The following is a 22,363-nucleotide window of genomic DNA, read 5'->3' as shown; positions in this document are numbered from 1 at the left end:
TTCGTCCCCACCTTGAGCGGGGCCCTGGCAAGTTCTATCCGGCCTTCGCACACTTCGTCAAGCTGGACTTGAGTCGACTGCGCTCAACCTTCGTACCCAGCCTAACGAGGCGGTTCGGGTTCTTGTTCCCGGGTTCACCGGCAGAGTTCACGGAAACCGGGTGTGAGCCCGCTCACCAGGTATTTCACCTCGGCTTCTCGGGCGCACGCGGAGTTGAACAGCCCCGTGTGACCGTCGTCGGTGCGAGTGAGCAGGGCCGCGCCGTCGATGCTCGCCGCCAGACCCCGAGCCCAGGACAGCGGCGTCGCCGGGTCGTGGGCGCCACCCACCACCAGGATCGGTGGCGCCCCGTTGACCGGGTGCGGCCGCGGCGGGTTCTTCGCCGGGACCGGCCAGCCCGTGCAGCCGCTGGTGAAGTCCCAGAACTCCGAGTACCGCCAGCTGTGCGGCGCCACCGCGCGGAGCAGCCCGGCCGTCAACCCCATGTCCGCCGGCCCGGTGAACGGCGACGGGAAGTCGTGGCACCCGATCGCGCGGTACGCCCCGTAGATCGGGGACAGGAACTGGTTCCGCTCGGTCAGCCCGCGAGCGTCCGGGAACTCGCCGCCGGCCGCGGCCAGCGCCTTGCCCAGCGCCGGCCACTCCTCGCGGATGTAGAGGTGGTTGTAGACGCCCGCCGAGATCTCGTCGGCCGTCGCCGGACGGCCCAGGTCGCTCGCCCACACCGCGCCGTGCGCCGCCCGGGCCACGACGTCGTCGTAGAAGCGGAGGACGTCCTGGCCGCGCAGGGCGCAATCGGCCGAGCCACGGCACCAGTCCGCGAACCGGACCAGCGCGTCCTCGGTCGCCGCGGCCTCCTCGAGGATCGCCTGACGCAGCGGCCGGGCGTGGTCGACGGCGCCGTCGAGCACCATCGCGCGCACCCGGTCGGGGTGCTTCGACGCGTAGACCGCGCCCAGCTCGGTGCCGTACGACAGGCCGAGCCACGAGATCTTGGCCTCGCCGAGCGCCGCACGGATGGTCTCGATGTCCTCGGCCGCGCTCTGCGTGTCCGCGTTCGCCAGCAACGGCCCGGTGCGCGCCAGGCAGTCCTCGCCCGCCGCACGGTTGTGCGCGACCAGCGCGTCGAAGCCCTGACGGGACGTGGGGAACCGGTTCAGTACCGGGTCGAACAACGTCCCGGGGTCGCACGTGATGCGCGGCGTGCTGAACCAGTCGCCGCGCGGGTCGAAGCCCACGACGTCGAACCGCTGCCGCAGCCGCGCGAGGTCCGGCGACGCCAGCCCGCCGAACTGCACGAACCCGACGCCGGAGCCACCCGGCCCGCCCGGGTTCACCAGCAGCGAGCCGATCCGATGGGCCGGATCGGCCGCCGGCAACCGCGCCAGCGCGAGCCGCGCCGACCCCAGTTCCGGCCGCGAACGGTCGATCGGCACGTCGACCGCCGCACACTCCGCTGTCGGTTCCTGCGGCGTCGCGCACGGCCGCCAAGTCAGCGAAGACGCCGAAGCGACAGCCGGTACGACCCCCATGACCACGACCGCCGCGATGACCGCGACGACCCGGCGCACGTCCATGATCTGTTTCCTCCCCCTGCACGCCGTCCTTCGGCGCACCCCATTCCTAACAGCGACCCCCGACAGTTCAGGAGCGGCGGCCGGTCCAGGAAGAAAGGAAGAAATCCGGATTTCCTTGCCGCACAACGACTTCCGCTGGAGTGCCGACCCAAGAAGTCACTCGATAGTGGGAATCCGCGGCGACCGGCACCCCCTGCGCCGGCGCCGCGGGCTCCTCCCCACGCGTGAACCCCACGACGCCGAACATCGCGACGGCCCCCAGCAACGCGGCCGCCAGCACGCGTCGTTCGCTCTTGCCCATGGTGAAAGTGCCCCCGTAGTAAGGAAAGTCAGGCCGCGCGGACCGTGACGCTGCCGCTGTCGGTGGTGAGGTCGAGCGTGTTCGGCGCGGAGCCGTCGGTCGGGACGTCGATGCTGCGGTGCCCGCTGTCGCTGCCGCCGACGACGCGGTACGGCCCGCCCGGCACCTCGACCTCGATGTTCCCGCTGTCCACGTTGATTTTCACGTTGTTCGCCTGCGCCAGCGAAAAGTCGACGCCCCCGCTCGACGACGTCACGTCGACCGGACCGCGGATGCCGGCCCCCTTGATGCCGCCGGATTCGCTGCGCAGCTGAACTTCGCCGACGTTCTGCAGGTCGGTCCCGCCGCTTTCCATCCGCAGTTTCACCAGACCGGGCACGTCCTCGATCCGGGCGTGCCCGGAGTCGGCCTGGAGGTCGACGCTCGCCACCCCGGCGATGTCGATGTCCCCGGAATCGGCCATGCCGCTCACGGGCACCCCCGCGGGCACGACGACCTCGAAGTCGACCGAGCAGTTGTTCCCGCAGTCGGTCAGCACGAGCTGGTCGCCGTCAACGCGGAAGAAGGTGTCGCCCGGCTTGCTGCGCCAGTGGTACTTGACTTTTTCGTGCACCGTCGACGGTCCCGTCCCGGTGCGGATCTTCACCGACCCCGAGTCGCCTTCCAGCTTCACGCTGCGGATGGTCTCCGAAAGGGTCTTGCTGTTGTCGAAGTCCGATCCCCAGCCCCAGCCGAACGCGGTCGCCAGGCCGACGCCGATCAGGACGATGCCACCCAGAGCCAGTAACGGGCGCGCCATGGTCGTTCCCCTCAGTTGTTTCCTCTGCGTGAGAAACGTTATGGCCGGGTGAGGTGCGCGCACATGGGGGTAACCCCCCGAAAGAACCCTGAGATCCGTCCCTGACACGCGGGAGCGGGTCGAGGGGCCTAGCCTGGCGACAGGCTCGAAGTTCCCTGATCAGGAGGATCCATGCCGCAAGCACCCGGCCCGTACGAATCCCTTCCCGACGTGCCGTCCTTCACCCTCCGCAGTGCCGATGTCGCCGACGGCGAAACCCTGGCCACGCCCCACCTCTCCGGCATCTTCGGCGCCGGCGGCGAGGACCGGTCGCCCCACCTGGCCTGGGCGGGCTTCCCGGCGGAGACGAAGAGCTTCGCGGTGACGTGCTACGACCCGGACGCCCCGACCGGCAGCGGCTTCTGGCACTGGGCCGTGTTCAACGTCCCGGCATCGGTGACGGAGCTGGCCTCCGGCGCGGGCGACGGCTCGGGCCTCCCGGAAGGCGCGGTGACGTTGAAGGGCGACGGCGGAGTCAAGCAGTTCCTCGGCGCGGCGCCCCCGCCCGGGCACGGCCCGCACCGTTACTACTTCGCGGTGCATGCGCTGGACGTCGACAAGCTGGACGTCCCGGAGGACGCGACCCCGGCGTTCCTGGGCTTCAACATGTTCGGCCACACGCTCGCCCGCGCGGTGATCACGCCGGTGTACGAGAACAAGGGCTGAGGTTTCCCGGGCCCGGCGCTGTTGCGGATCGGCAACGGTGCCGGGCCCGTTTTTGTCGGTGGTCGATGACACACTGCGGTCATGTCACCACCGATAGCGACACCCCGGTCGAGAGCGCTGGGGTTCGGATTGCGGAAGGCACGCCTGGCACGCGGGTGCGGCCTGCGCGAGCTGGCGCGGGCCACTGACGTGTATCCGGCGGAACTGTCCAATTGGGAGCTTGGGTTGCGGGTGCCCAAGCTCGAAGAGGTCGCGCTCCTGCTCGGGCAACTGAGGGTGGGGTTGGCCGAGCGGAACCGGTTGCTCGAACTGGCCGAGCACGCCCGCGAGCCCAACTGGCTGGAGTCGACGATGCCGGGCGCACCGGCCGATGTGTCGGCTTACGTCGAGTACGAGCGCACGGCGAGCGCGATGCTCAGCTGGGAGCCGAACCTGGTGCCCGGCCTGCTGCAGACCCGCGAATACGTGCGCCGGATCGTGGCCGAGCCCGGCCGCGGCCCGGACGAGGTCGACCGGCGGACCGAGATCCGGCTCGCCCGGCAGAAGCGCCTCCGTGGGCGCGATCCGCTGCAGTACTCGGTGCTCATCGGGGAATCCGCGATCCGCCAGGGGCTCGGCGGCCCGACGGTGATGGCCGAGCAGCTGCGGCGGTTGCTCTTCGAACTGGACCGCCCGAACATCGGCCTGCGGATCGTGCCCGCGACCGAGCTCGGCCACCCCGGCCTGCACGGGTCCTTCACCGTTCTGGAGTTCATCGGCCTGCCACCGATCGTCTTCTTGGAGCAGTACCGGGCCAGCGCCTACCTCTACGATGACGATCAGATCGCGGCATACCGGGCGGCCGCCAAAACCCTCGCCTCCCTCGCGTTGAGCGAGCCCGACTCGGCGCGGTACCTCCGGGAGGTGATCGCCGAACTGGAGGCCTGACATGCGCTGGCAGAAGTCGACTTACAGCGGCGCGAACGAAAACTGTGTCGAGGTTGCGCTCGACCAGGTGGTGCGGATCCGCGACACCAAGGACCGCCCCGCCGGAACCCTCGAAATCTCCACCCGATCGTGGGACGCGTTCCTCGCCGACCTGGCCCGGTGATTCGAGAGGCCGTCCCGGACGACTGGGCCGAGTGGCGCGACCTCCGCCTGGCCGCGCTCCGCGACGCCCCCGACGCCTTCAGCGCGACCCTCACCGACTGGCTCGACGCCCCCGAACAGCGCTGGCGAGATCGCCTCGACGGCACGTTCAACGTGTTCGCCGACCTCGACGGCCGCGCCGCCGGGATGGCGACCGGCTTCCCGCGCGCCGACGCCGTCGAACTCGGGACCCTGTGGGTCGCTCCACACGCCCGCGGCCGCGGGATCGGCGAATCCCTCGTGCGCGCGATCATGACGTGGGCCGAGCCGAAACCCGTAACGCTGCAGGTCGCCGAGGACAACCACCACGCCGTCCGCCTTTACCGACGGCTCGGCCTCCTCAGCTCACGTACCCCGCGTTGACGCTCTCGCGCTCCAGGTAGTGCCCCTCGGTGTGCTCGGCGAACCCGAACTGCCGGTACAGCCCGTGCGCGTCGGCGGTGTGGAGCATCCACCGGAACCCCGCCCCGAGGCCGTTCTCGATCATCTCCCGCACGATCTCCTTGCCGAGCCCGCTCCCACGCGCGGAGTCGACGACGAACACGTCAGCCAGGTACGCCGAAGACACCCCATCCGAGAACGCCCGCGCGAAGCCGACCAGCTCTGAACCGCGGTAGGCACCGACGACCCGCCAAGACCCGTCGATGGCGGCCTCGACCTGCGCACGCGTCCGCCATCGCCCCCAGTACGCCTCCGTCGACAAGAACTTCCACACGACATCGAGATCCAGCCGCGCGCGATCGTCGTCCAGCTCGTACTCACCGAAGGTCCGCATGATCCGAAACTAAGCCCGGCGTCAACGCGGTTTCAGCAGGTAGTCCACCACGGGACGCAGCTCCTCCGCGGACGGCGGCTCGTCGTCGATCAGGCCCTGGATCAGCAACCCGTCGATGCCCGCCAGGAAGACCCGGAAGGCCACTTCGTCGTCGTGGCGGACCATCGACGTCAGGACGTCGAGCCAGCGCCGCGCGGCCGGCCGCAGCTCCGGCTTGCGCGCCGCCAGGAGGTACAGCTCGTACTCGGCCATCGTCCGCCCGCGCCGCGGCCCCAGGGCCTCCGCGAGCAGGCCGGCGACCTCCGAAGCGCCGCGTGAGCCGCGCGACCGGGCCCGGTCGATCATCCAGTAGACCTCGGTCGCCATGTCGCGGGCGCACGAGATGAGCGTCGCCACGAGCAGATCGTCCAGGGACGAGAAGTGGTACGTGGTGGACGTCGTCGGCACGCCGGCCTCGGCGGCGACCGTCCGGTGGGTGACACCCGCGACGCCGTCGCGTTCGATCACCCGGAGCGTCGCCTCGATGATCTCCGCGCGCCGCTTGTCGCCGCGGGCTTTGCGGCCGTCGACCTGCAGTTTCACGTCGATGCACTCCCGATCTCGATCAGCACGACCCCACCGATGACCAGGGCCAGCCCGGCGATCATCGCCGCGTTGACCGGCTCCTTCAGGAACACCACCCCGACGATCGCCACCAGCGCGACGCCAGCCGCGGCCCAGATCGCGTACGCGACACCGATCGGCAACCCCATCTTCAGCACGTACGACAGCGCGACGAACGCGACGGCGTACCCGGCCACCACGACGATCGACGGCCCGAGCTTGGAGAAGCCCTCGGAGAGCTTCAGCGAGACCGTCGCGGAGACCTCGGCGGCGATCGCCAGCGCGAGCAGAAGGTACGCACCCATAGGGTGAAAACTACCTGAACGATCGTCCCGAAACAAAGAGCGACGTACACCACATCGGTGGGACTTAGGGCCACTCAACGGGTTACTCATCAGTAAGGACGGTTAGTCTCCCGGCACCACCACAGTTTCTCCCGGACGAAAGGCACCCGAACGATGGGCGCTCTGCAACTGACGCTCGGCGGGCTCTCCGTCGTGCTCGGCCTCGTCGCGTGGGGCATGTTCGCCGCGACGATCGCCCGTTTCGTGCGGGTGATCCGCCTCGGGCAGCCCGACTCGACGCGCAACGGGCCCCTCATGCCGCGCATGAAGACGCTGATCAAGGAGTTCGCCGCGCACACGCGGATGAACCGCAAGAAGAGCGTCGGCCCGGCCCACTGGCTCGTCATGTGGGGCTTCCTGCTCGGCTCGCTCGCCCTGTTCGAGGCCTACGGCGAGGTCTTCGTCCCGACCTGGGGCTGGCCGATTCTCGACGACTTCCCGCCGTTCCAGCTGCTCATGGAGCTGCTCGGGCTCGGCACGATCGTCGGCATCCTGGTGCTGATGGCGATCCGCCAGCGCAACCACCCGCGCCGCGCCGACCGCCAGAGCCGCTTCGCCGGCTCCAACTTCAAGTGGGCGTACTTCATCGAAGCCGTCGTCCTGATCGAGGGCATCGGCATCATCGGCGTCCGCGCCGCGAAGTCCGCGCTGAACACGCACGAGGGGCCGCTGTGGGCGTCCTTCGTCTCGAACCCGATCGGCCAGCTGCTGCCGGCCAGCCCGAACCTGGTCACAGTGTTCGCGTTCGTCAAGCTGATGAGCGCCACGGTCTGGCTGATCGTCGTCGCCCGCACGATGACCATGGGCATCGCGTGGCACCGGTTCAGCGCGTTCTTCAACATCTACTTCAAGCGTGAGGCCGACGGCGGCGTCGCGCTGGGCGCGCTCAAGCCGATGATGAGCGGCGGCAAGGTCCTCGACCTCGAGGAAGCCGACCCGGACGAGGACACCTTCGGCGTCGGCAAGATCGAGGACTTCAGCTGGAAGGGCTGGCTGGACTTCTCGACGTGCACCGAGTGCGGCCGCTGCCAGGAGCAGTGCCCCGCGTGGAACACGGGCAAGCCGCTGTCGCCGAAGCTGGTCATCACGCAGCTGCGTGACCACGCCTACGCGAAGGCGCCGTACCTGATGGCCGGCGGCAAGCGGGACATGGCCGGCGACGAGGTCGGCCTCTCCGGCGAGAACATGTACGCGGGCATCGACGTCCTCGCGATCGCCGAGTCGCAGAAGGCCCTGATCGGCGACGACGGCGGCGTCATCGACCCCGACGTCCTCTGGTCCTGCACCAGCTGCGGCGCCTGCGTCGAGCAGTGCCCGGTCGACATCGAGCACGTCGACCACATCGTGGACATGCGCCGCTACCAGGTGATGATCGAGTCTTCGTTCCCCAGCGAGCTGAACGGCATGTTCAAGAACCTGGAGAACAAGGGCAACCCGTGGGGCCAGAACGCCAAGGACCGGCTCGCCTGGACCGAGGATCTGGACTTCGAGGTGCCGGTGTTCGACGGCGACCTCGGCGACACCGAGTACCTGTTCTGGGTCGGCTGCGCCGGCGCGTTCGAGGACCGCGCGAAGAAGACGACGCGCGCGGTCGCGGAGCTGCTGCACATGGCGGGCGTCAAGTACACCGTGCTCGGCTCGGAGGAGTCCTGCACCGGTGACCCGGCCCGCCGCGCGGGCAACGAGTTCCTGTTCCAGATGCTGGCGCAGCAGAACGTCGAGATCCTGAACTCGGTGTTCGAGGGACGCGAGCGCAAGGCCCGCAAGGTCGTCGTGACCTGCGCGCACTGCTTCAACACCCTCGCGAACGAGTACCCGGAGCTGGGCGGCCAGTTCGACGTCGTGCACCACACGCAGCTGCTGAACCGCCTGGTCCGCGAGAAGCAGCTGGTGCCGGTGGCGCCGGTCGCCGAGGACGTCACCTACCACGACCCGTGCTACCTCGGCCGGCACAACAAGGTCTACGAGGCGCCGCGCGAGCTGGTCGGCGCGACCGGCGCGCAGCTGCGCGAGATGCCGCGGCACGGCGACAAGTCGATGTGCTGCGGCGCCGGCGGCGCGCGGATGTGGATGGAAGAGAAGATCGGCAAGCGGATCAACGTCGAGCGCGTCGACGAGGCGCTCGGCACCGCGCCGTCGAAGATCGCGACCGGCTGCCCGTTCTGCAAGGTGATGCTGAACGACGGCCTCACGGCCCGCCAGGCCGACGGCGGCGCGAGCGAGAAGGTCGAGATCGTCGACGTCGCGCAGATGCTGCTCGAATCGGTCAAGCGCAAGCCGGAACCGAAGCCGATCGCCCTCGGAGCGCCGTCACTCGTGGAGGAGTGACAGTCGCGGCAAAAACGCACGGCCCCGGTCAGGACTTCCTGACCGGGGCCGTTTCTCATTGCGTGAAACACGGCAATCGATTACACGAATAACGTTCACAATATTCACCGCAATGGCCCATCAGGCCAGAAACAAACCTTGGCCAAAAGCCCCTCCACCCGGCGTAAGCTGGGCTTTCCTCGCCGCCACCGCTGCCAGCGAGGCCACTTCGACGATCAAGGAATCAGGGGGCAGCGCGGATGCGCGAGGACCTGCGGACCACGGGTACCGGGTTCGGGGAAACCACCGGCCGGCACGCCCTCCGCGATATCCCGCCCGTCGGCGAGTACCGCATGGAGCCGTCCGGCCGGCTCCCCATGCAGCGGACGCTCGTCCGTCCCTACGTCCTGACGCGCGGCCGCACGCAGTCGCGGCGGCACCTGGCGATCGAAGCCCTCGTCTCGACCCGGGCCGGCGCGCCCTGGAGCGGCGCCAGGCTGACCGGCGAGTTCCGCTCGGTGCGCTCGCTGTGCCTGCACCCGCGCTCGGTCGCCGAGGTCGCGGCCCGGCTCAGCGTGCCGCTCGGCGTCGCCCGCGTGCTGCTCGACGACATGGCCGAGCAGGGCCTGATCACCATCCACGACACGCGCGTGAACACCGAAGGCCGACCGGCGGTCGCTCTCATGGAACGCGTGCTGCACGGCCTGCGCCGCCTCTGACCATTACGCTCACCAAGGTGAGCGAGGAACCCGAAAAGTCCGGCGGCGAAAGCACGCTGACCGTCCTGCTGGCGGGCGGCGTGAACCTGGCGATCGCCATCATGAAGCTGATCGCGGGCATCATCACCGGCTCCGGCGCGATGCTGTCCGAAGCGGCGCACTCGGTGGCCGACACGTTCACCGAAGTCCTGCTGCTGACCGCGTTGAAACGTTCCGACCGGCCCGCCGACCGCGTGCACCCCTTCGGCTACGGCAAGGAGCGCTACTTCTGGTCGCTGCTGGCGGCCGTGTCGATCTTCGCGTCGGGCTCGATGTTCGCGCTCTACGAAGGCGTGTCGACGCTGTTCGGCCACGGTGAGCCGCAGAGCACGTCGATCCTCAGCTACATCGTGTTGGCGGTGGCGTTCCTGCTCGAGGGCACGTCGTGGGTGCAGGCGGTGCGCCAGACCGTGCGGGAGTCCAAGGCCGAAAACCGGTCGTTCTCGCAGTACCTGCGGCTGATCGACGACCCGACGCCGAAGACCGTCCTGTTCGAGGACTCCGCCGCGCTGATCGGCCTGCTCGTGGCGTTCGCCGGCATCGGGCTGCACCAGATCACCGGCTCGGAGGTGTGGGACGGCGTCGCGTCGATCGTCATCGGCGTGCTGCTCGCCTGCGTCGCCTACCTGCTCGGGCGGACGAACCGCGGCCTGCTCATCGGCCGCCAGGCCAACCCGGAGATCGTCCGCGGCGTCCGCGACCACCTCTCGTCGGCGCCGGAGATCGAAGCCGTCGTCGACCTGCAGACGATGCTGATGGGCACCGACCAGGTCCTCGTCTGCACCCGCGTCGACTTCGACGACTCCCTGACCGCCGGTGACCTCGAGCGCACGTGCGTCCGGCTCGCGGGCGAGCTGATCGCGGCGTTCAACGACGTCACCGAGGTGTTCATCGAGCCCGTGCCGCGGACGGATCCGGAGCTGCGCGCGACCGTGCTGGCCCGCTACGGCGAGATCGCCGAGCGGTGGAACAACCAGGGCCAGTAGCCGCTCAGTAGCCGAAGTCCTGGACCCAGTAGTTGCCCGCCTTGGTGAACCCGACCCCGATCTTGCCGAGCGAGCAGTTCAGGATGTTCGCGCGGTGGCCCTCGGAGTTCATCCACGCGTCCATGACCTGCGCCGCGGACGTCTGCCCCTTCGCGATGTTCTCCGCGCCCGGCTTCGAGTAGCCGGCGGTCTTGATGCGCTGGTCGAACGTCACGCCCTCGGGGTTGGTGTGGGCGAAGAAGTTCCGGGCCGACATGTCGTCGCTGTAGTCCTGCGCGGCCGTGGTGAGGTGCGATTCCTCGGTCAGCGGCTTGCAGCCCGCCTGCGCGCGCTCGTCGTTGACCAGGGAAATGACCTGTGCGGTGGTCGACTGCGCGACGCGGGCGGCGGCCTTGGTGGTCGGCGGCGGGGCCGCTTCGGACGTGGTCGGCGGCGCCGTCGTGGTCTCGGTCGGAGCCGGCGCCTCGCTGGACGCCGTCGTCGGCGCGGGCGCCTCGGTCGTCGCCTGCTTCGGGGCCGGGGCCTTTCCGCCCGCGAGGTCGGTGCCGCTGCCGCCGCCGGAGCCGCCCGGCGCGTCGGGGAGCACCAGCGCCGCGGCGCCGAGCTCGGCGGTGTTTCCTTCGGCGGTAGCCATCCAGGTGCCTGCCGCGGCGGAAAAAACGCCGAGCAGCACACTGAGTGACACCATCACCACGCGAGCACGTTCACCAAGGGGGGACACGGCGCGAGAACGTATCACGGAACGATTACAGCGAGAACCCTACGAACGCGTTGATCACATTCCCCGGTTGAGGCATTCGACGACCGACACGAATTTCGCGGCAATCGGACGCTGCCGCGTTACTCCGTTCAGCCGCTTCGCACGACGAAGGTGGCGTCGCCGGACGCTTGGACGGGCCGCCCCGTCGGGTCTTGGCCGGTGACCGTCGCCCTGCTCGTGAAGCCCTGTTTCCCCGCGATCGTCGTGCAGGTGAAGGTGATTTCGGCGTCCGCCGCCAGGTTCTCTGCGGTATGCGCGCACGCCTGCGTGTGGTCGTCCACGACGGACACGGCGATCAGCGGCACGTCGCCGGTGTTCTTGACCAGGATCGAGAACGTGACCGTCGCGCCTTCGCGGACTTCGTACGGCGTCGCGTCCATCATCAACGCGATCTCGGGGTGGACGACGTCGACTTTTGCTTCCGCCGTCGATTGCACGGAGCGATTGACCGGGTCCATTCCAGTTACTTCGGCGGTTTCCGTGAAGTCGTCGTCCGGCGCTTTCCGGGTGCAGGTGTAGATCCGTTTTTCCGCGGCCGCCAAAGTGCCGATCTTCTTCGCGCACGGCTCTTTGCCGAGGACGGAGACGCTGGTCAGCGGGACGTCACCGGTGTTCGTGACAGTGATCGTGAAGGTGACGCTGTCGCCGACGCGAACCGTGCCGGGCTTCGGTTCTTCAGTGATCTTCACAGCCGGGTGGATGACGTCGATCTCGTCGCTGTCCTCGGCTCGGACGGGCGGGCCGATCGGGGCGGCGGCCGTGGCCTTCGCGGTGCTCACGACGTCGTCCCGCGGTGCGGTCGTGGTGCAGTCGTACTTCTGCTCCTGCTTGGCTTCGAGGCGGTCGAAGGCCTTCGCGCACGGCTCGGCCTTGACCTCGGTCAGCGGGACGTCGCCGGTGTTCTCGACGATGATCGTGACCGTGATCGCGTCGCCCTGGTGGAAGGGGCCGCCGTGGATCTCCTGCGTGATGGCCAGCCCGGGGTGGATGACGCTGTAGGCCGCGTCGTCGGTCGCGCTGACCTGGCGGTTCGTCGGATCGGTGCCTTTTGCCGTGGCGGAGCTCACGAAACTGTCGGTGCCGGCGTTTACCGTGCAGGAGTGGTGCTGGGAAGCGCCGGGAGGGAGGGTGCCGATGGTCTGAGCGCACGCCGGAGTGCGACTGTCCGCAATGGACACCTCGGTCAGGGGGACGTCGCCGGTGTTCGTGACGACGAGGGTGAACGTGACGGTGTCGCCTTGCCGGACCTGAGCGGGCGTCGCGTCGTTCGTGATGGTGATCGCCGGGTGGATGACATGGACCGGTTGCCCGGCGGTGGCGGTCACGGGACGGTTCGTGGCGTCGGTACCGGTGACTTTCGCGACGGCGGTGAAGTCGGCTTCGCCGGCGGTTTGCGTGCAGCTGTAGTTCTGCGTGGCTCGCGGTTCGAGTGAACCCAGGGATTTGGCGCATGCCGGTGCGCCGGGATCGGCCACGGAGACGTCGTGCAGCACGCTGTCGCCGGTGTTGGTGACGGTGATCGCCGACGTGACGGTGTCGCCGGGGCGCACGGTCTTCGGGTCGGCGGACCGGGTGATCGCGACGGCCGGGTGGATCACGTCGACCGTGGCGGTGCTTTCCGCCGTGACCGGCGGGCCGACCGGTGCGGTGGCGGTGACCTGGATCTTGGCGGTGACGTCGTCGGCCGGGGCGGTGAGGGTGCAGGCGAAGGTCTTGGTGGCGCCCGGATCGAGGGCGCCGTCGAGGACTTGGGCGCACCCGGTGGCCCGTGCTTGCGGTCCGGTGGCTCGTGTGGCTCCCTGGACGGCCGGTGTCGACGAGTCCGTGACTCGCAGGCCGGTCAGGGGTACGTCGCCCGTGTTGCGCACCGTGATGCGCAGCGGGACCGCGTCGCCTTCGCGGAACGGGCCGCTCGTCAGCTGCGCGGTGATCGCCACGGCCGGGTGCTGCACCACGAACGCGGCTTCGGCGCTCGCCGTCACCGGACGGGCGGTCGGGTCGAGACCCGTCACCGTCGGCTTGTTCGTGAAGCCGGTAGCGCCCGCGCGCGTCGTGCACGTGTACGTCTGCTTGCCCTGCGGCGGCAGCGTTCCGAGCGGCTTCGCGCACTCTGTGACCTGGTCGTCCGTGACCGTCACACCGGTCAGCGGCACGTCTCCGGTGTTCGACGCGGTGATCGTCCACGTCACCGGGTCGCCTTCGCGGACAGCCGCGGGCGAAGCCTGCGCGGCGAGTGTCACCGCCGGGTGGATCACGTCGACCGCGGCGTCGTCGGTCACCTTCACCGTGCGGCCGAGCTGGTCCCTCCCCGACGCGGCCGCCGTGGCGGTGAAGTCGTCGGCTGGCGCCGGCGCCGTGCAGGTGTACGTCTGACTGCCCTGCGGCGGCAGCGCGCCGATCGCCTTGACGCACGCCGGGGTGCGGTCGTCGGTGACGGCGACGTCGGTCAGCGGCGCGTCGCCGGCGTTGGCGACGGTGATCGTGAACGTGACCGGGTCGCCGGCGCGCACGACACGCGGTGACGCGTCCTTCGTGAGCGTCAGGGCTGGCGTGATCACCGTGACGGTCGCCGCCGCGGTGGCGGTCACCGGCTGCCCCGAGAGATCGGTGCCGGTCGCGGTGACCTGCGACGTCTGCGTCGTGGACGGGTTCGCCGTGCACGTCGACGTCTGCGTCGCGCCCGGGGCTAGGCCGTCGAACGTGCGCGAGCACGACGCCGTCGTGTCGTCGGTGACCCGCACCGGCGCGAGCGGGCTGTCGCCGGTGTTCTTGACCGCGACGGTGAACGTGACGGCGTCGCCCGCGTGGATCACCGACGGGTCCGCGGTCTTGGTGACCTCGACCGCGGGCGCGATCGTCGGCGCGGGTGCGTCCGCGGTGGCCGTGACCTGCTTGCCGAGGTCGTCCTTGCCGACGCCGACGCCGTCGGTGGCGGTCGCCGTCGCGGTGTTGACGCCGTCGGCGATCGGGGCCTGGGCCGTGCACGTCGTCGTGCGGCTCTCGCCGGGTGCGAGGGCACCGGCGAGCGCGCACGCCGGCGCCTTCGGGTCGCTGACCCGCAGGCCGGAAAGCCCGGTGTCGCCGGTGTTCGTGACCTTGATCGTGAAGGTCGCGGTGTCGCCGGCGCGGTAGGCGGGCTTGTCGGCTGTCTTCGTCATGCCCAAAGCCGGGTGCACGACGTCGACGGCCGCGCTTGCAGCGCCGTCGAGCGCGTCGCCGAGGGCGCTCGTGCCCGTCGCCTTCACGGTGTTCGTGAAGTCGTCGGCCGGGGACGGGCCGGTGCAGTCGTAGGTGACGGTCTGGTGCGGGGCGAGCGTGCCGAGCGCCTTGGCGCAGGCGGGAATCACCTCGTCGGCAGCCTGCACGCCGGTCGCCGGGACGCTGCCCGGGTTCGTCACGGCGACGGCGAACGTCACCGGCTCGCCGGCGTGCGCCTTCGGCCGGGCCGGGCGCACGGCGACGTGGAGTTCGGGCACCGGCACGGAAAACGCCAGGTTCTGCGCGAGGTAGGTGTCGCCGCTGGTGACGAAGCCGAGCTTCGCGCTCGTCGCGCCGGCGGGGATGGTGTCGACGTCGAACGACTTGGCGTCCACGCTGAAGTTGTTCTTCACACCCGGCGCGGCGGCGCTGTCCGCGTTGGAGATGAAGAAGTTCGACGTCCCGCCGGTCGCGGGCTCGGCGGCCGGGGTGCCGTCGACGAGGAACTGGTCGCCGGAGCCACCCCAGTCGCCGTCGTAGGCGGTGACGCCGATGTGCGCGTCGGCGGCCGCCGCGCGGAAGCCGGTGATCGTCGTTTCGGTGGGGTCGCCGACGCTTTGGCGGACGTGCCCGTCGTCGACGACGACCTTGCGCTTGTCGGGCGCGAAGTCCGGGTTGCGTTCCGGGTACGCGTAGACCAGGGCCATCGACCAGCCGCCGACGCAGTCGAAGCCCTTGGGGGCCCAGACGTTGCCGACGGTCACGTCGAGCGGGGTGCCGGTCGGCGCGCCCGCGAACCGGCTGGTCACGTCGGCGTGCGCGGAGTAGTACGGGCCGTCTTCGGCGAACGCGGCCGGCGCGACGTCGACGGGCTTCGCGCTGCCCACCGAAAGCCGGACGTCCTGCGTGGCGGGGTTCCCGGGTGGCGGAATCGCCGGGGCGCCCTCGCGGGAGCCGCACGTCGTGCCGGTCGTGTTGCCCGCCCAGTTGAGCCGGGCGAAGACGATCCGGGCGCCGGGCGGGACGCGGACGGACGCGCTCGCCGAGTCGAACGTGCCCGGGTCGGGGTCGACGTCCGCCCACTGCATGAAGAAGTCGTCGTTGACCAGGGTGTCCTTGCGGTCCGCGGTGTTCGCGCAGGCCGTGGGCGTGTTGACCGCGCCGGAGGTGGGCGCGTGGTCGGCGGCGAGCGGACAGCGCAAGACGCCGTTGCCCGCGTACAGGAAGTCGCCGTAGACGACGCCGTCGTAGCCCACGGCGAACGGTGGAGCGACCGCCGCGCCGGCCGACGGCGTCAACGCCGAGACCGAAATGATCATTGCCAGAACGAGAACCAAGCGAAGCGGCCTATTCGGCAACCGCATTCCTCGCTACCTCCGGGGGCCGGGACGACCTTTCGGAGCCTGGCACGAAAGAGCGGTTTACGGGCCGATTCTCACCCGTCCGTGGCGCCGGTCAGCTTCGCCGTCGACTCGTGGGTGATCTCCGTGGCCGCCTCGACGAACCCGATCACCGTGCGGAGCTCGTCGTCGGTGTAGCGGTCGCACAGCTCGTACATGCGCTTGACCAGGTTGTCCCACAGGTGCACGCCGCTCGCGATGGCCTGCTCGTCCAGCTCGATGAAGACGCGGCGGCGATCGTCCGGGTGCGGACGTCGCCCGACGATGCCCTTGCGCTCCAGCCGGTCGATCATCGCCGTCACCGACGCCGGCGCCAGGCCGGACAGCCGGGCCAGGTCCTTCGGCGTCTGCGGCCCGAACCGCGCGAGGTAGTCCAGGACCTTGGCGTCGACCGCCGAGAGTCCGCGCGTCTCGGCGATCGCGGTGTGGAACATGACCGTCTCGGTCGACAGCTCCCGCGACCTGAACAGGACTTCTTCGACCAGCTGAGCTCGCTCGCTTGACACAGCCGCCAGCCTAGCCCACTCTTTAGTTCGACAGAACGAATTAGTTTCTAAGAGATTCGAGGGGACGAACGAGATGACCAAGGCGCTGATCATCGGGGGCGGCATCGCGGGCACGATCACGGCCATCGCCCTGCACGAAGCCGGGCACGAACCGGTGTTGTTCGAGGCGTACGACCGGAGCGCCGAGGGCGTCGGCGCGTTCCTCACGCTGGCGGTGAACGGCCTCGACGCGCTGCTCCCGCTGGGGCTCAGGGACGTCGTCAAGAGCACGGGTTTCGACTCGCCCCGGATGTCGATCGCGCTCGGCAACGGCACCCGGCTGGCCGAGTTCCCCCTGGGCGGCACGCTGCCGGACGGCACGGTGAGCCAGACCGTCCTGCGCTCCGACCTCTACGTCGCCCTGCGCGACGAGGCCGCCCGGCGCGGAATCCACGCCGAGTACGGCAAGCGCCTGATCGGCGCGAGCCAGACGTCCGGCCAGGTCAGAGCCGAGTTCGCGGACGGCTCGCACGAAACCGGCGACCTGCTGATCGGCGCCGACGGACTCCGTTCACGCGTCCGCACGATCATCGACCCGGACGCGCCGGCGCCGCGGTACGTGCCGCTGCTCAACACCGGCGGGTTCGCCGAAGGCCTGTCCCTGCCGGACGAACCCGGCGTGCTGAACATGGTGTTCGGCAAGCGGGTGTTCTTCTGCCGCGTCGTCAGCCCGGACGGCCGCGTCTGGTGGTTCGCGAACCCCGCGCGCAAGTCCGAGCCGACCGCGTCCGAGCTGGCGACCCTGGCCGGCGAGAAGCTGCGCGCCGAACTGCTGCACCTGGTCGCCCCCGACCGGACGCCGGCGACGGAGATCATCCGCGCGACCCGCGAGGTCTACCCGGCGTGGCCGACGTTCGACTTCCCGTCGGTCCCGGTCTGGCACCGCGGCCGCATGGTGATCATCGGCGACGCGGCGCACGCGACGTCACCGGCGGCGGGCCAAGGCGCGTCGATGGCCATCGAAGACGCCGTCACGCTGGGCAAATGCCTGCGCGACGTACCGGACGTCGAGCGCGCGCTCGCCACCTACGAGGGCCTCCGCCGCGAGCGCGTCGAGGCCGTGGTCGCGGCCGGGAAGCGCAACGGCGAGCAAAAGGTGATCGGCCCGGTCGGACGCGTCGTCCGCGACTTCTTCATCAAGCGGGTGTTCTCGAAGCCGTTCGACGAGGACCCGAACGAGTTCATGTGGAGCCACCACATCGACTGGGACGAGAAGATCGCGGCGGTTTAGCGCCAGGTGTCGACGCGGTGGAAGTTCTTGTACGCCCGGCTCGGGGTCGGGCCGCGCTGCCCCTGGTAGCGGGACCCGGCCTCGCTCGAGCCGTACGGGAACTCGGCCGAGCTGGAGAGCCGGAAGATGCAGAGCTGGCCGATCTTCATGCCGGGCCAGAGCGTGATCGGCAGGTTGGCGACGTTCGACAGTTCCAGGGTGATGTGCCCGGAGAAGCCCGGGTCGATGAAGCCGGCGGTCGAGTGCGTGAGCAGCCCGAGGCGCCCGAGCGACGACTTGCCCTCGAGGCGGCCGGCGAGGTCGTCGGCCAGGGTGACGAGCTCGAACGTCGAGCCGAGGACGAACTCGCCCGGGTGCAGCACGAAGGGCTCGTCGCCCTCCTTCTCGACGAGCGAGGTCAGCTCGTCCTGCTGCAGCTGCGGGTCGATGTGGGTGTACTTGCTGTTGTCGAAGACCCGGAAGAACCGGTCGAGCCGGACGTCGATGCTCGACGGCTGGACCATGCCGGCATCGAAGGGGTCGATGCCGAGCCGGCCGGCGTCGAGCTCTTTGCGGAGGTCACGGTCACTGAGCAGCACGCCCGGCAGCCTATCCGGTGTTAACGCAACACCTGAGAACGCCTGGTTCAGGCGACCCGCATGTGCTGCGCGTAGGAGGTATCGGGCGCGAAGATCTTCTCGAGCCGCTTCACGTACCCGCGCCGCCCGGCCTCACCGATCCGCTCCTGCAGCGCGGTGGCCCCGGGGATGAGCCGCCGCACGGTCTCGGCGGCGAAGTTGACCCCGGCGACGGCGACGATCGCGGCCTGCGCGACGGGATCGTTCGGCAACCCGAGGAAGTCGGCGTTGGTCTTCCCGAGCACGAGCCGGCTGATCGACGAGTGCACGGCAACGGAGACGTGCGAAAGCACCTTCCCGACAGCGCCGCGCCCCTCACCGACGGCGGCGTTGGCCTCGATCAGCGCCTTCGCGAGCCGCTTCGAGTCGTCGTCCGGGATGAATTCGGTGGCGGCGAGCAGCCAGAGCAGGCGCCAGGCGTCTTCTTCGGAGGTGGGGAGCAACTCGTCGTCGACACCCATGAGCCAGCCGATGTACCGCCAGAGGTGCAGGATGTCGCCGCGTTCGCGCGCGGAGTAGCGCAGGCCGAGCAACTGAGTACCGAAGACGTAGACGAGCGAAAAGAGGAGGAGGGTCCCGGCGGTCTGAACCTGGTTGACGGGCCGATCCCAGGCGGCGTAGTCCCAGTCGTCCCGCCGATTCATGGCGGCGCGCACGTGGGCGTGCACGAGCCGGATCCGCAGGGCGGAGGCGTAGCCCTTTCCACCGTGCTTGAGGGCGCCGGGGGTGGTGACGTCGATCCACCAGGTGGCGGTCTCGACGAGCCGCCGCGTGGCCTGGTATTCGATCTCCCCGGTCCCGACCAGGGCTTTCGTGGCCCGCGACGCGAGGTAGCCGCCCATCAGCGACATGTCCCCCAGCGGGAAGAGCCCGAGCAACCCGGCCCGCGTGATGGCTTTGGCACCGCGCTCGAGCCGCTCGTCGTCGACCCAGTAGGGCTTGGCATCGACGTCGTCGAAGAAGTCCTTGAGCGGCCCTTCGCCGGTGGCGCCGGTCTTCAGCGCCTCTTCGAAGAGCCTCCGCCCCACGCCTTTGGGCTGCCGCGCCATCCAGGCGACAACGTCATCAGCCCGCTGGTCCTGAACCTGAGCGAACTCCCGGATGCGCGCGACCTGCCGCTCGTCACCCCGGATGTCCCCATCGATGAACAGCCGCTGAGCCAGCCGAAACCCACCTTCACGGAACAGCTCGGGCTCATCCATGGCGCTCACCTCCGAGGTCGACAACAAGTGTTGTCACTTGAGGCGGAGGAGTCAAGGAGGGAGGGGCCTGGACATGGGGATCACGGCGCCGTGTATGCTTGCGACGCACTGCGGATGTAGTTCAATGGTAGAACATCAGCTTCCCAAGCTGAATACGCGGGTTCGATTCCCGTCATCCGCTCCAAAGAAGGCCCGAGGGATTCTCCTCGGGCCTTCTTCGTTATCCACTGCGCACCCCGCGACCTGTAACGTTCCGCAACCTTCGCCCGACCTCGGTCTACGCACAGGTGACCCGTCGCCCGGAGGTGCCATGACGGTCTCTTCTTCATCGGAAGCCCTCGACCTTGCGCTGCAGCAAGCCAAGAAGACCGGGAAACTGAATCTGTCCGAGTTTCTCGTCTCCGCGGCGGAACTCCGCTACGCCCTCAATTCGATTGACGAGCTGGACTCTATTCACCTCCGACGCCTGAATGATATCAACATACCGTTCAATCTGATCAGCGAAAGATTTCCGAAGCTTCGCACCTTGGAGCTTGACGCCTGCGGCCTCAACGGATTTCCCCCAAGAATCTTGAAGCTCTCAAACCTGCAAGAACTGAGCCTGTCGAACAACCCTATCAACGAATTACCCTCGTCGATCGGGCAGCTCGAGAAACTTGAAGTACTCATGACCGCCGGATGCAGGCTGACCTCCTTGCCTCACGAGCTGGGACAATTGAAAAAATTGAGAGCCTTGCACCTGGCTAACAACCGCCTACAAGAGCAAGCGCGAACCAGCGAATTTCCACTTCCTCCATCACTGGAATACCTGCTACTCTGGGCCAATGAACTAACCGAAATCCCTCCACGCCTGCAAAAGCTTGCGAACTTGAAGGTACTCAGCCTGAGCGCAAGCGGAACTAAGGGAACATTGCCGGCCAAGAATGCCCGTCCCAAATCCGAGAGTCGATGGCCCTACGCCAACCCCGATTTCCCATCATCGTTGTCCCTCCTCATCGGCGTGAGCTCAGGCATCCAGGGAATTGACCAAATTCCGGAATGGCTGTTCGAATCTTGCCCCGACTTGCAGTGGATCGACTTGGCGGACAACCATCTGGACTACATCCCTCAGAATATTCGAAACCTGCGCAACCTGAAAGGCGCTGTATTCACCGGAAATTTGCTCACCGAATTTCCGCGCGGACTCCTCGGATTAGACGAGATCGAGGTCATCGACCTCGCCTCGAACCTGATCGACACCCTGCCGACGACCTCGCCCCTCCCGGCCACCCTCAAAGCACTGTGCCTCGGCGGCAACCCCCTCCCCGTCCCACCCGAGATCATCGACCTGTACCTGTCGCCGACGGCGATCTGGAGCTACTCCCAGGACTCCTCCGACGCACGACCACTCGGCGAGGCCAAGCTGCTCGTGGTCGGAGAAGGCTCGGTGGGGAAGACTTCGCTGATCAGGCGGCTGGTGTCCGACCAGTTCGACTCGGACGAGCGCAAGACCGAGGGCATCGAGATCACCCGCTGGCAGCCGGCAACGGCCGGGGACAGCGCAGTCACCGTCAACGCGTGGGACTTCGGCGGCCAGGAGATCATGCACGCCACGCACCAGTTCTTCTTGACGAAACGCAGCGTCTACCTGCTCGTGCTGGACGCCCGGCAAAGCGAGGACCAGAACCGCGTGGAGTACTGGCTGAAGATCATCCAGGGCTTCTCCGCCGGCTCCCCGGTCATCATCGTCGGCAACAAGTGCGAGGGGATCAACCTCGACATCGACCGACGCGGACTCCGGATCAAATACCCCAACATCGTCGCGATCTGCGAAACCTCGTGCGCCGAAGTCGCCGGCATCAGAGAGCTCGCCGACGTGATCGTGGACACCGTCGACGATCTCCCGCACGTCTGGGACCTGCTTCCGGTTTCTTTCTTCCGGGTGAAGGAGTACCTCGAACAGCTCGAGGCAGCCTACCTGCCGTACAACGAATACGAAGCGACATGCGGCCGTTTCGGCATCACGACAGCTCAATCACGCGAGCTGCTGATCGGCTTCCTGCACGACCTGGGAACGGTTTTGTGCTTTCGCGATGACCCCCGCCTCCGCGACACCAACATCCTGAGTCCGAGATGGGTGACCGGCGGCGTTTACCGGATACTGAACTCGAACCTCGCCGGCCAGCTGAAAGGCCTGCTCGAGTGGCGGAACATCGACACGATCCTCTCCGGCGACGAGTACCCGCCGAGTTCACGGATCTTCATCGTCGAGATGATGAAGAAGTTCGAGTTGTGCTTCGAGTCGGAAGGCAGGTTCCTGGTTCCCGATCTCCTCACCAAGGAAGAACCGGACACCGGCGATTGGGCCGACACGCTCCGGTTTTCGATCAGGTATGAAGTGCTGCCTCTCAGCGTGATGAGCCGCCTGATCGTCCGCATGAACCGGCTGGTCAGCAAAGGCACCGTGTGGCGCACCGGCGTCGTTCTTCGCATGGACCAGAACCGCGCGTTGCTCAAAGCGGACCGCGAGGACAGTGTTCTCGCCATCTTGGTCGGCGGACCGCACAAGGGACGCCGCGGGCTCTTGACGGCGATCCGCGCCGAGCTGCGGGCGATCGAGGCGACCATCCCGGGGCTGACCGGCTCGGAACTGGTCCCCGTTCCCGGCCACGGGGACGTGTGGGTGCCCTACGACCACCTGCTGAGGCTGGAAGAGGCGGGGCGGGCGAGCGTGATCCCGGAGGGTTTGACGGACGAGTTCTCGATTTCCGTACTCTTGAGCGGGGTCGAAGAGTCGGCCAACAGAGCGTTGGTTTCCAGCAAGTCAGCCGGAACTCTTTCGGTCGGCGGCACCGATCCCGTGCCCGCGGCCGAAGCCGCGCCCTGGACCCTGGGGAATTCGCTGAAGCTGGGCGGTTTCCTGGTCGTCGCACTGATCTTGGTGGCAGCCACGTACGTAGGCGTCAGCTTGCTGCTCGACACGGCAGCCGCGCTGGCGATCGCCGGCGCCGCACTGCTGGTCATCGTCGTGGTGGGCCTGTTCGTGCTCCGGTCCGGCGGGCGCATCGGTGAGCAGACCATGCTGGACGGGATCAAGAACGCCCTCAGCACCAAGCCGGGCGGCTCGGAAGACGATGAACGCTAGCGC

At 68.5% G+C, this 22,363-nt stretch carries 20 protein-coding genes and 1 tRNA gene; 10 read left to right on the top strand and 11 right to left on the bottom strand.

The features are described 5' to 3' along the window. Nucleotides 1–134: 134 nt before the first annotated feature. The 3 genes from BLV96_RS18450 to BLV96_RS18445 all read right to left on the bottom strand — a co-directional run bounded on the left by BLV96_RS18450 (nucleotide 135) and on the right by BLV96_RS18445 (nucleotide 2,677). Nucleotides 135–1,577, bottom strand: coding sequence for an alpha/beta hydrolase (locus tag BLV96_RS18450; RefSeq protein ID WP_086671115.1), 1,443 nt, complete (start codon nucleotides 1,575–1,577; stop codon nucleotides 135–137). Nucleotides 1,578–1,644: 67 nt separating this feature from the next. Beyond that, the gene (locus BLV96_RS49225; RefSeq protein ID WP_143050994.1) at nucleotides 1,645–1,878 is read right to left on the bottom strand and encodes a hypothetical protein; all 234 of its coding nucleotides are present in this window, start codon (nucleotides 1,876–1,878) and stop codon (nucleotides 1,645–1,647) included. Between the two features lie 28 nt (nucleotides 1,879–1,906). Next, nucleotides 1,907–2,677: a DUF4097 family beta strand repeat-containing protein gene (locus tag BLV96_RS18445; protein WP_086671113.1), complete on the bottom strand. Its 771-nt coding sequence runs from the start codon at nucleotides 2,675–2,677 to the stop codon at nucleotides 1,907–1,909. Nucleotides 2,678–2,848: 171 nt separating this feature from the next. Here BLV96_RS18445 and BLV96_RS18440 point away from each other — a divergent pair, with 171 nt between their 5' ends. The 4 genes from BLV96_RS18440 (at nucleotide 2,849) to BLV96_RS18425 (ending at nucleotide 4,873) form a co-directional block, all read left to right on the top strand. After that, a complete protein-coding gene (locus tag BLV96_RS18440) occupies nucleotides 2,849–3,382 on the top strand; it encodes a YbhB/YbcL family Raf kinase inhibitor-like protein (protein WP_086671111.1) in 534 nt (177 codons plus the stop codon). Between the two features lie 81 nt (nucleotides 3,383–3,463). Further along, complete coding sequence (locus BLV96_RS18435) at nucleotides 3,464–4,309, top strand: helix-turn-helix domain-containing protein (RefSeq protein ID WP_086671109.1); 846 nt, start codon at nucleotides 3,464–3,466, stop codon at nucleotides 4,307–4,309. Between the two features lies 1 nt (nucleotide 4,310). Continuing rightward, the gene (locus tag BLV96_RS18430; RefSeq protein WP_086671108.1) at nucleotides 4,311–4,472 is read left to right on the top strand and encodes a DUF397 domain-containing protein; all 162 of its coding nucleotides are present in this window, start codon (nucleotides 4,311–4,313) and stop codon (nucleotides 4,470–4,472) included. Then, nucleotides 4,469–4,873 carry a GNAT family N-acetyltransferase gene (locus BLV96_RS18425; RefSeq protein ID WP_086671106.1) on the top strand — a complete coding sequence of 135 codons (405 nt, stop codon included), beginning with the start codon at nucleotides 4,469–4,471 and terminating at the stop codon, nucleotides 4,871–4,873. The genes BLV96_RS18430 and BLV96_RS18425 overlap by 4 nt, the downstream gene beginning before the upstream one ends. Here the strand turns inward: BLV96_RS18425 and BLV96_RS18420 are convergent. From BLV96_RS18420 to BLV96_RS18410, 3 genes are read right to left on the bottom strand one after another with little or no spacing between them, the layout of a single operon-like run. Beyond that, nucleotides 4,851–5,285: a GNAT family N-acetyltransferase gene (locus tag BLV96_RS18420; RefSeq protein WP_086671104.1), complete on the bottom strand. Its 435-nt coding sequence runs from the start codon at nucleotides 5,283–5,285 to the stop codon at nucleotides 4,851–4,853. The two genes, BLV96_RS18425 and BLV96_RS18420, sit on opposite strands and share 23 nt — an antisense overlap. 21 nt (nucleotides 5,286–5,306) lie before the next feature. Then, nucleotides 5,307–5,867 carry a TetR/AcrR family transcriptional regulator gene (locus BLV96_RS18415; protein WP_086671102.1) on the bottom strand — a complete coding sequence of 187 codons (561 nt, stop codon included), beginning with the start codon at nucleotides 5,865–5,867 and terminating at the stop codon, nucleotides 5,307–5,309. After that, complete coding sequence (locus BLV96_RS18410; RefSeq protein ID WP_086671101.1) at nucleotides 5,864–6,193, bottom strand: DMT family transporter; 330 nt, start codon at nucleotides 6,191–6,193, stop codon at nucleotides 5,864–5,866. The genes BLV96_RS18415 and BLV96_RS18410 overlap by 4 nt, the downstream gene beginning before the upstream one ends. A 153-nt stretch (nucleotides 6,194–6,346) precedes the next feature. Here BLV96_RS18410 and BLV96_RS18405 point away from each other — a divergent pair, with 153 nt between their 5' ends. The 3 genes from BLV96_RS18405 (at nucleotide 6,347) to BLV96_RS18395 (ending at nucleotide 10,283) form a co-directional block, all read left to right on the top strand. Continuing rightward, nucleotides 6,347–8,560 (top strand): (Fe-S)-binding protein, encoded by a 2,214-nt coding sequence (locus BLV96_RS18405; protein ID WP_086671099.1) that lies wholly within the window; start codon nucleotides 6,347–6,349, stop codon nucleotides 8,558–8,560. 239 nt (nucleotides 8,561–8,799) lie between these two features. Next, entirely contained in the window at nucleotides 8,800–9,258 is a 459-nt protein-coding gene (locus BLV96_RS18400; RefSeq protein ID WP_086671097.1) for a DUF742 domain-containing protein, read from the top strand. Between the two features lie 17 nt (nucleotides 9,259–9,275). Continuing rightward, nucleotides 9,276–10,283 carry a cation diffusion facilitator family transporter gene (locus tag BLV96_RS18395; RefSeq protein ID WP_086671095.1) on the top strand — a complete coding sequence of 336 codons (1,008 nt, stop codon included), beginning with the start codon at nucleotides 9,276–9,278 and terminating at the stop codon, nucleotides 10,281–10,283. A gap of 4 nt (nucleotides 10,284–10,287) precedes the next feature. Here BLV96_RS18395 and BLV96_RS18390 read toward each other — a convergent pair whose 3' ends face one another. The 3 genes from BLV96_RS18390 to BLV96_RS18380 form a co-directional block, all read right to left on the bottom strand. Next, on the bottom strand, nucleotides 10,288–10,977 hold the full coding sequence (locus tag BLV96_RS18390; protein ID WP_086671093.1) for a CAP domain-containing protein: 690 nt from the start codon (nucleotides 10,975–10,977) through the stop codon (nucleotides 10,288–10,290). Between the two features lie 155 nt (nucleotides 10,978–11,132). Further along, on the bottom strand, nucleotides 11,133–15,560 hold the full coding sequence (locus BLV96_RS18385) for a DUF7507 domain-containing protein (RefSeq protein ID WP_086671091.1): 4,428 nt from the start codon (nucleotides 15,558–15,560) through the stop codon (nucleotides 11,133–11,135). A 116-nt stretch (nucleotides 15,561–15,676) separates the two neighbouring features. Continuing rightward, nucleotides 15,677–16,147 carry a MarR family winged helix-turn-helix transcriptional regulator gene (locus BLV96_RS18380; protein ID WP_086671090.1) on the bottom strand — a complete coding sequence of 157 codons (471 nt, stop codon included), beginning with the start codon at nucleotides 16,145–16,147 and terminating at the stop codon, nucleotides 15,677–15,679. 73 nt (nucleotides 16,148–16,220) lie between these two features. Between BLV96_RS18380 and BLV96_RS18375 the strand changes: the two genes are divergently transcribed. Beyond that, entirely contained in the window at nucleotides 16,221–17,417 is a 1,197-nt protein-coding gene (locus tag BLV96_RS18375) for an FAD-dependent oxidoreductase (RefSeq protein WP_086671088.1), read from the top strand. Here the strand turns inward: BLV96_RS18375 and dcd are convergent. Next, entirely contained in the window at nucleotides 17,414–17,995 is a 582-nt protein-coding gene (gene dcd, locus BLV96_RS18370; RefSeq protein WP_086671086.1) for a dCTP deaminase, read from the bottom strand. The two genes, BLV96_RS18375 and dcd, sit on opposite strands and share 4 nt — an antisense overlap. Nucleotides 17,996–18,042: 47 nt before the next feature. Further along, nucleotides 18,043–19,236 carry an oxygenase MpaB family protein gene (locus BLV96_RS18365; RefSeq protein ID WP_086671084.1) on the bottom strand — a complete coding sequence of 398 codons (1,194 nt, stop codon included), beginning with the start codon at nucleotides 19,234–19,236 and terminating at the stop codon, nucleotides 18,043–18,045. 110 nt (nucleotides 19,237–19,346) lie between these two features. On the opposite strand from BLV96_RS18365, the gene BLV96_RS18360 reads away from it, so the two are divergent. Continuing rightward, nucleotides 19,347–19,420 (top strand) — tRNA-Gly (locus BLV96_RS18360). 126 nt (nucleotides 19,421–19,546) lie between these two features. Next, on the top strand, nucleotides 19,547–22,360 hold the full coding sequence (locus BLV96_RS18355; protein ID WP_086671081.1) for a COR domain-containing protein: 2,814 nt from the start codon (nucleotides 19,547–19,549) through the stop codon (nucleotides 22,358–22,360). The last annotated feature ends 3 nt before the right edge of the window (nucleotides 22,361–22,363 follow it).

This window comes from Amycolatopsis pretoriensis (assembly GCF_900107925.1).
Taxonomy (GTDB): domain Bacteria; phylum Actinomycetota; class Actinomycetes; order Mycobacteriales; family Pseudonocardiaceae; genus Amycolatopsis; species Amycolatopsis pretoriensis.
The sequence above is the reverse complement of the archived record's forward strand: the minus strand, read 5'-3'. Positions and strand labels throughout refer to the sequence as shown.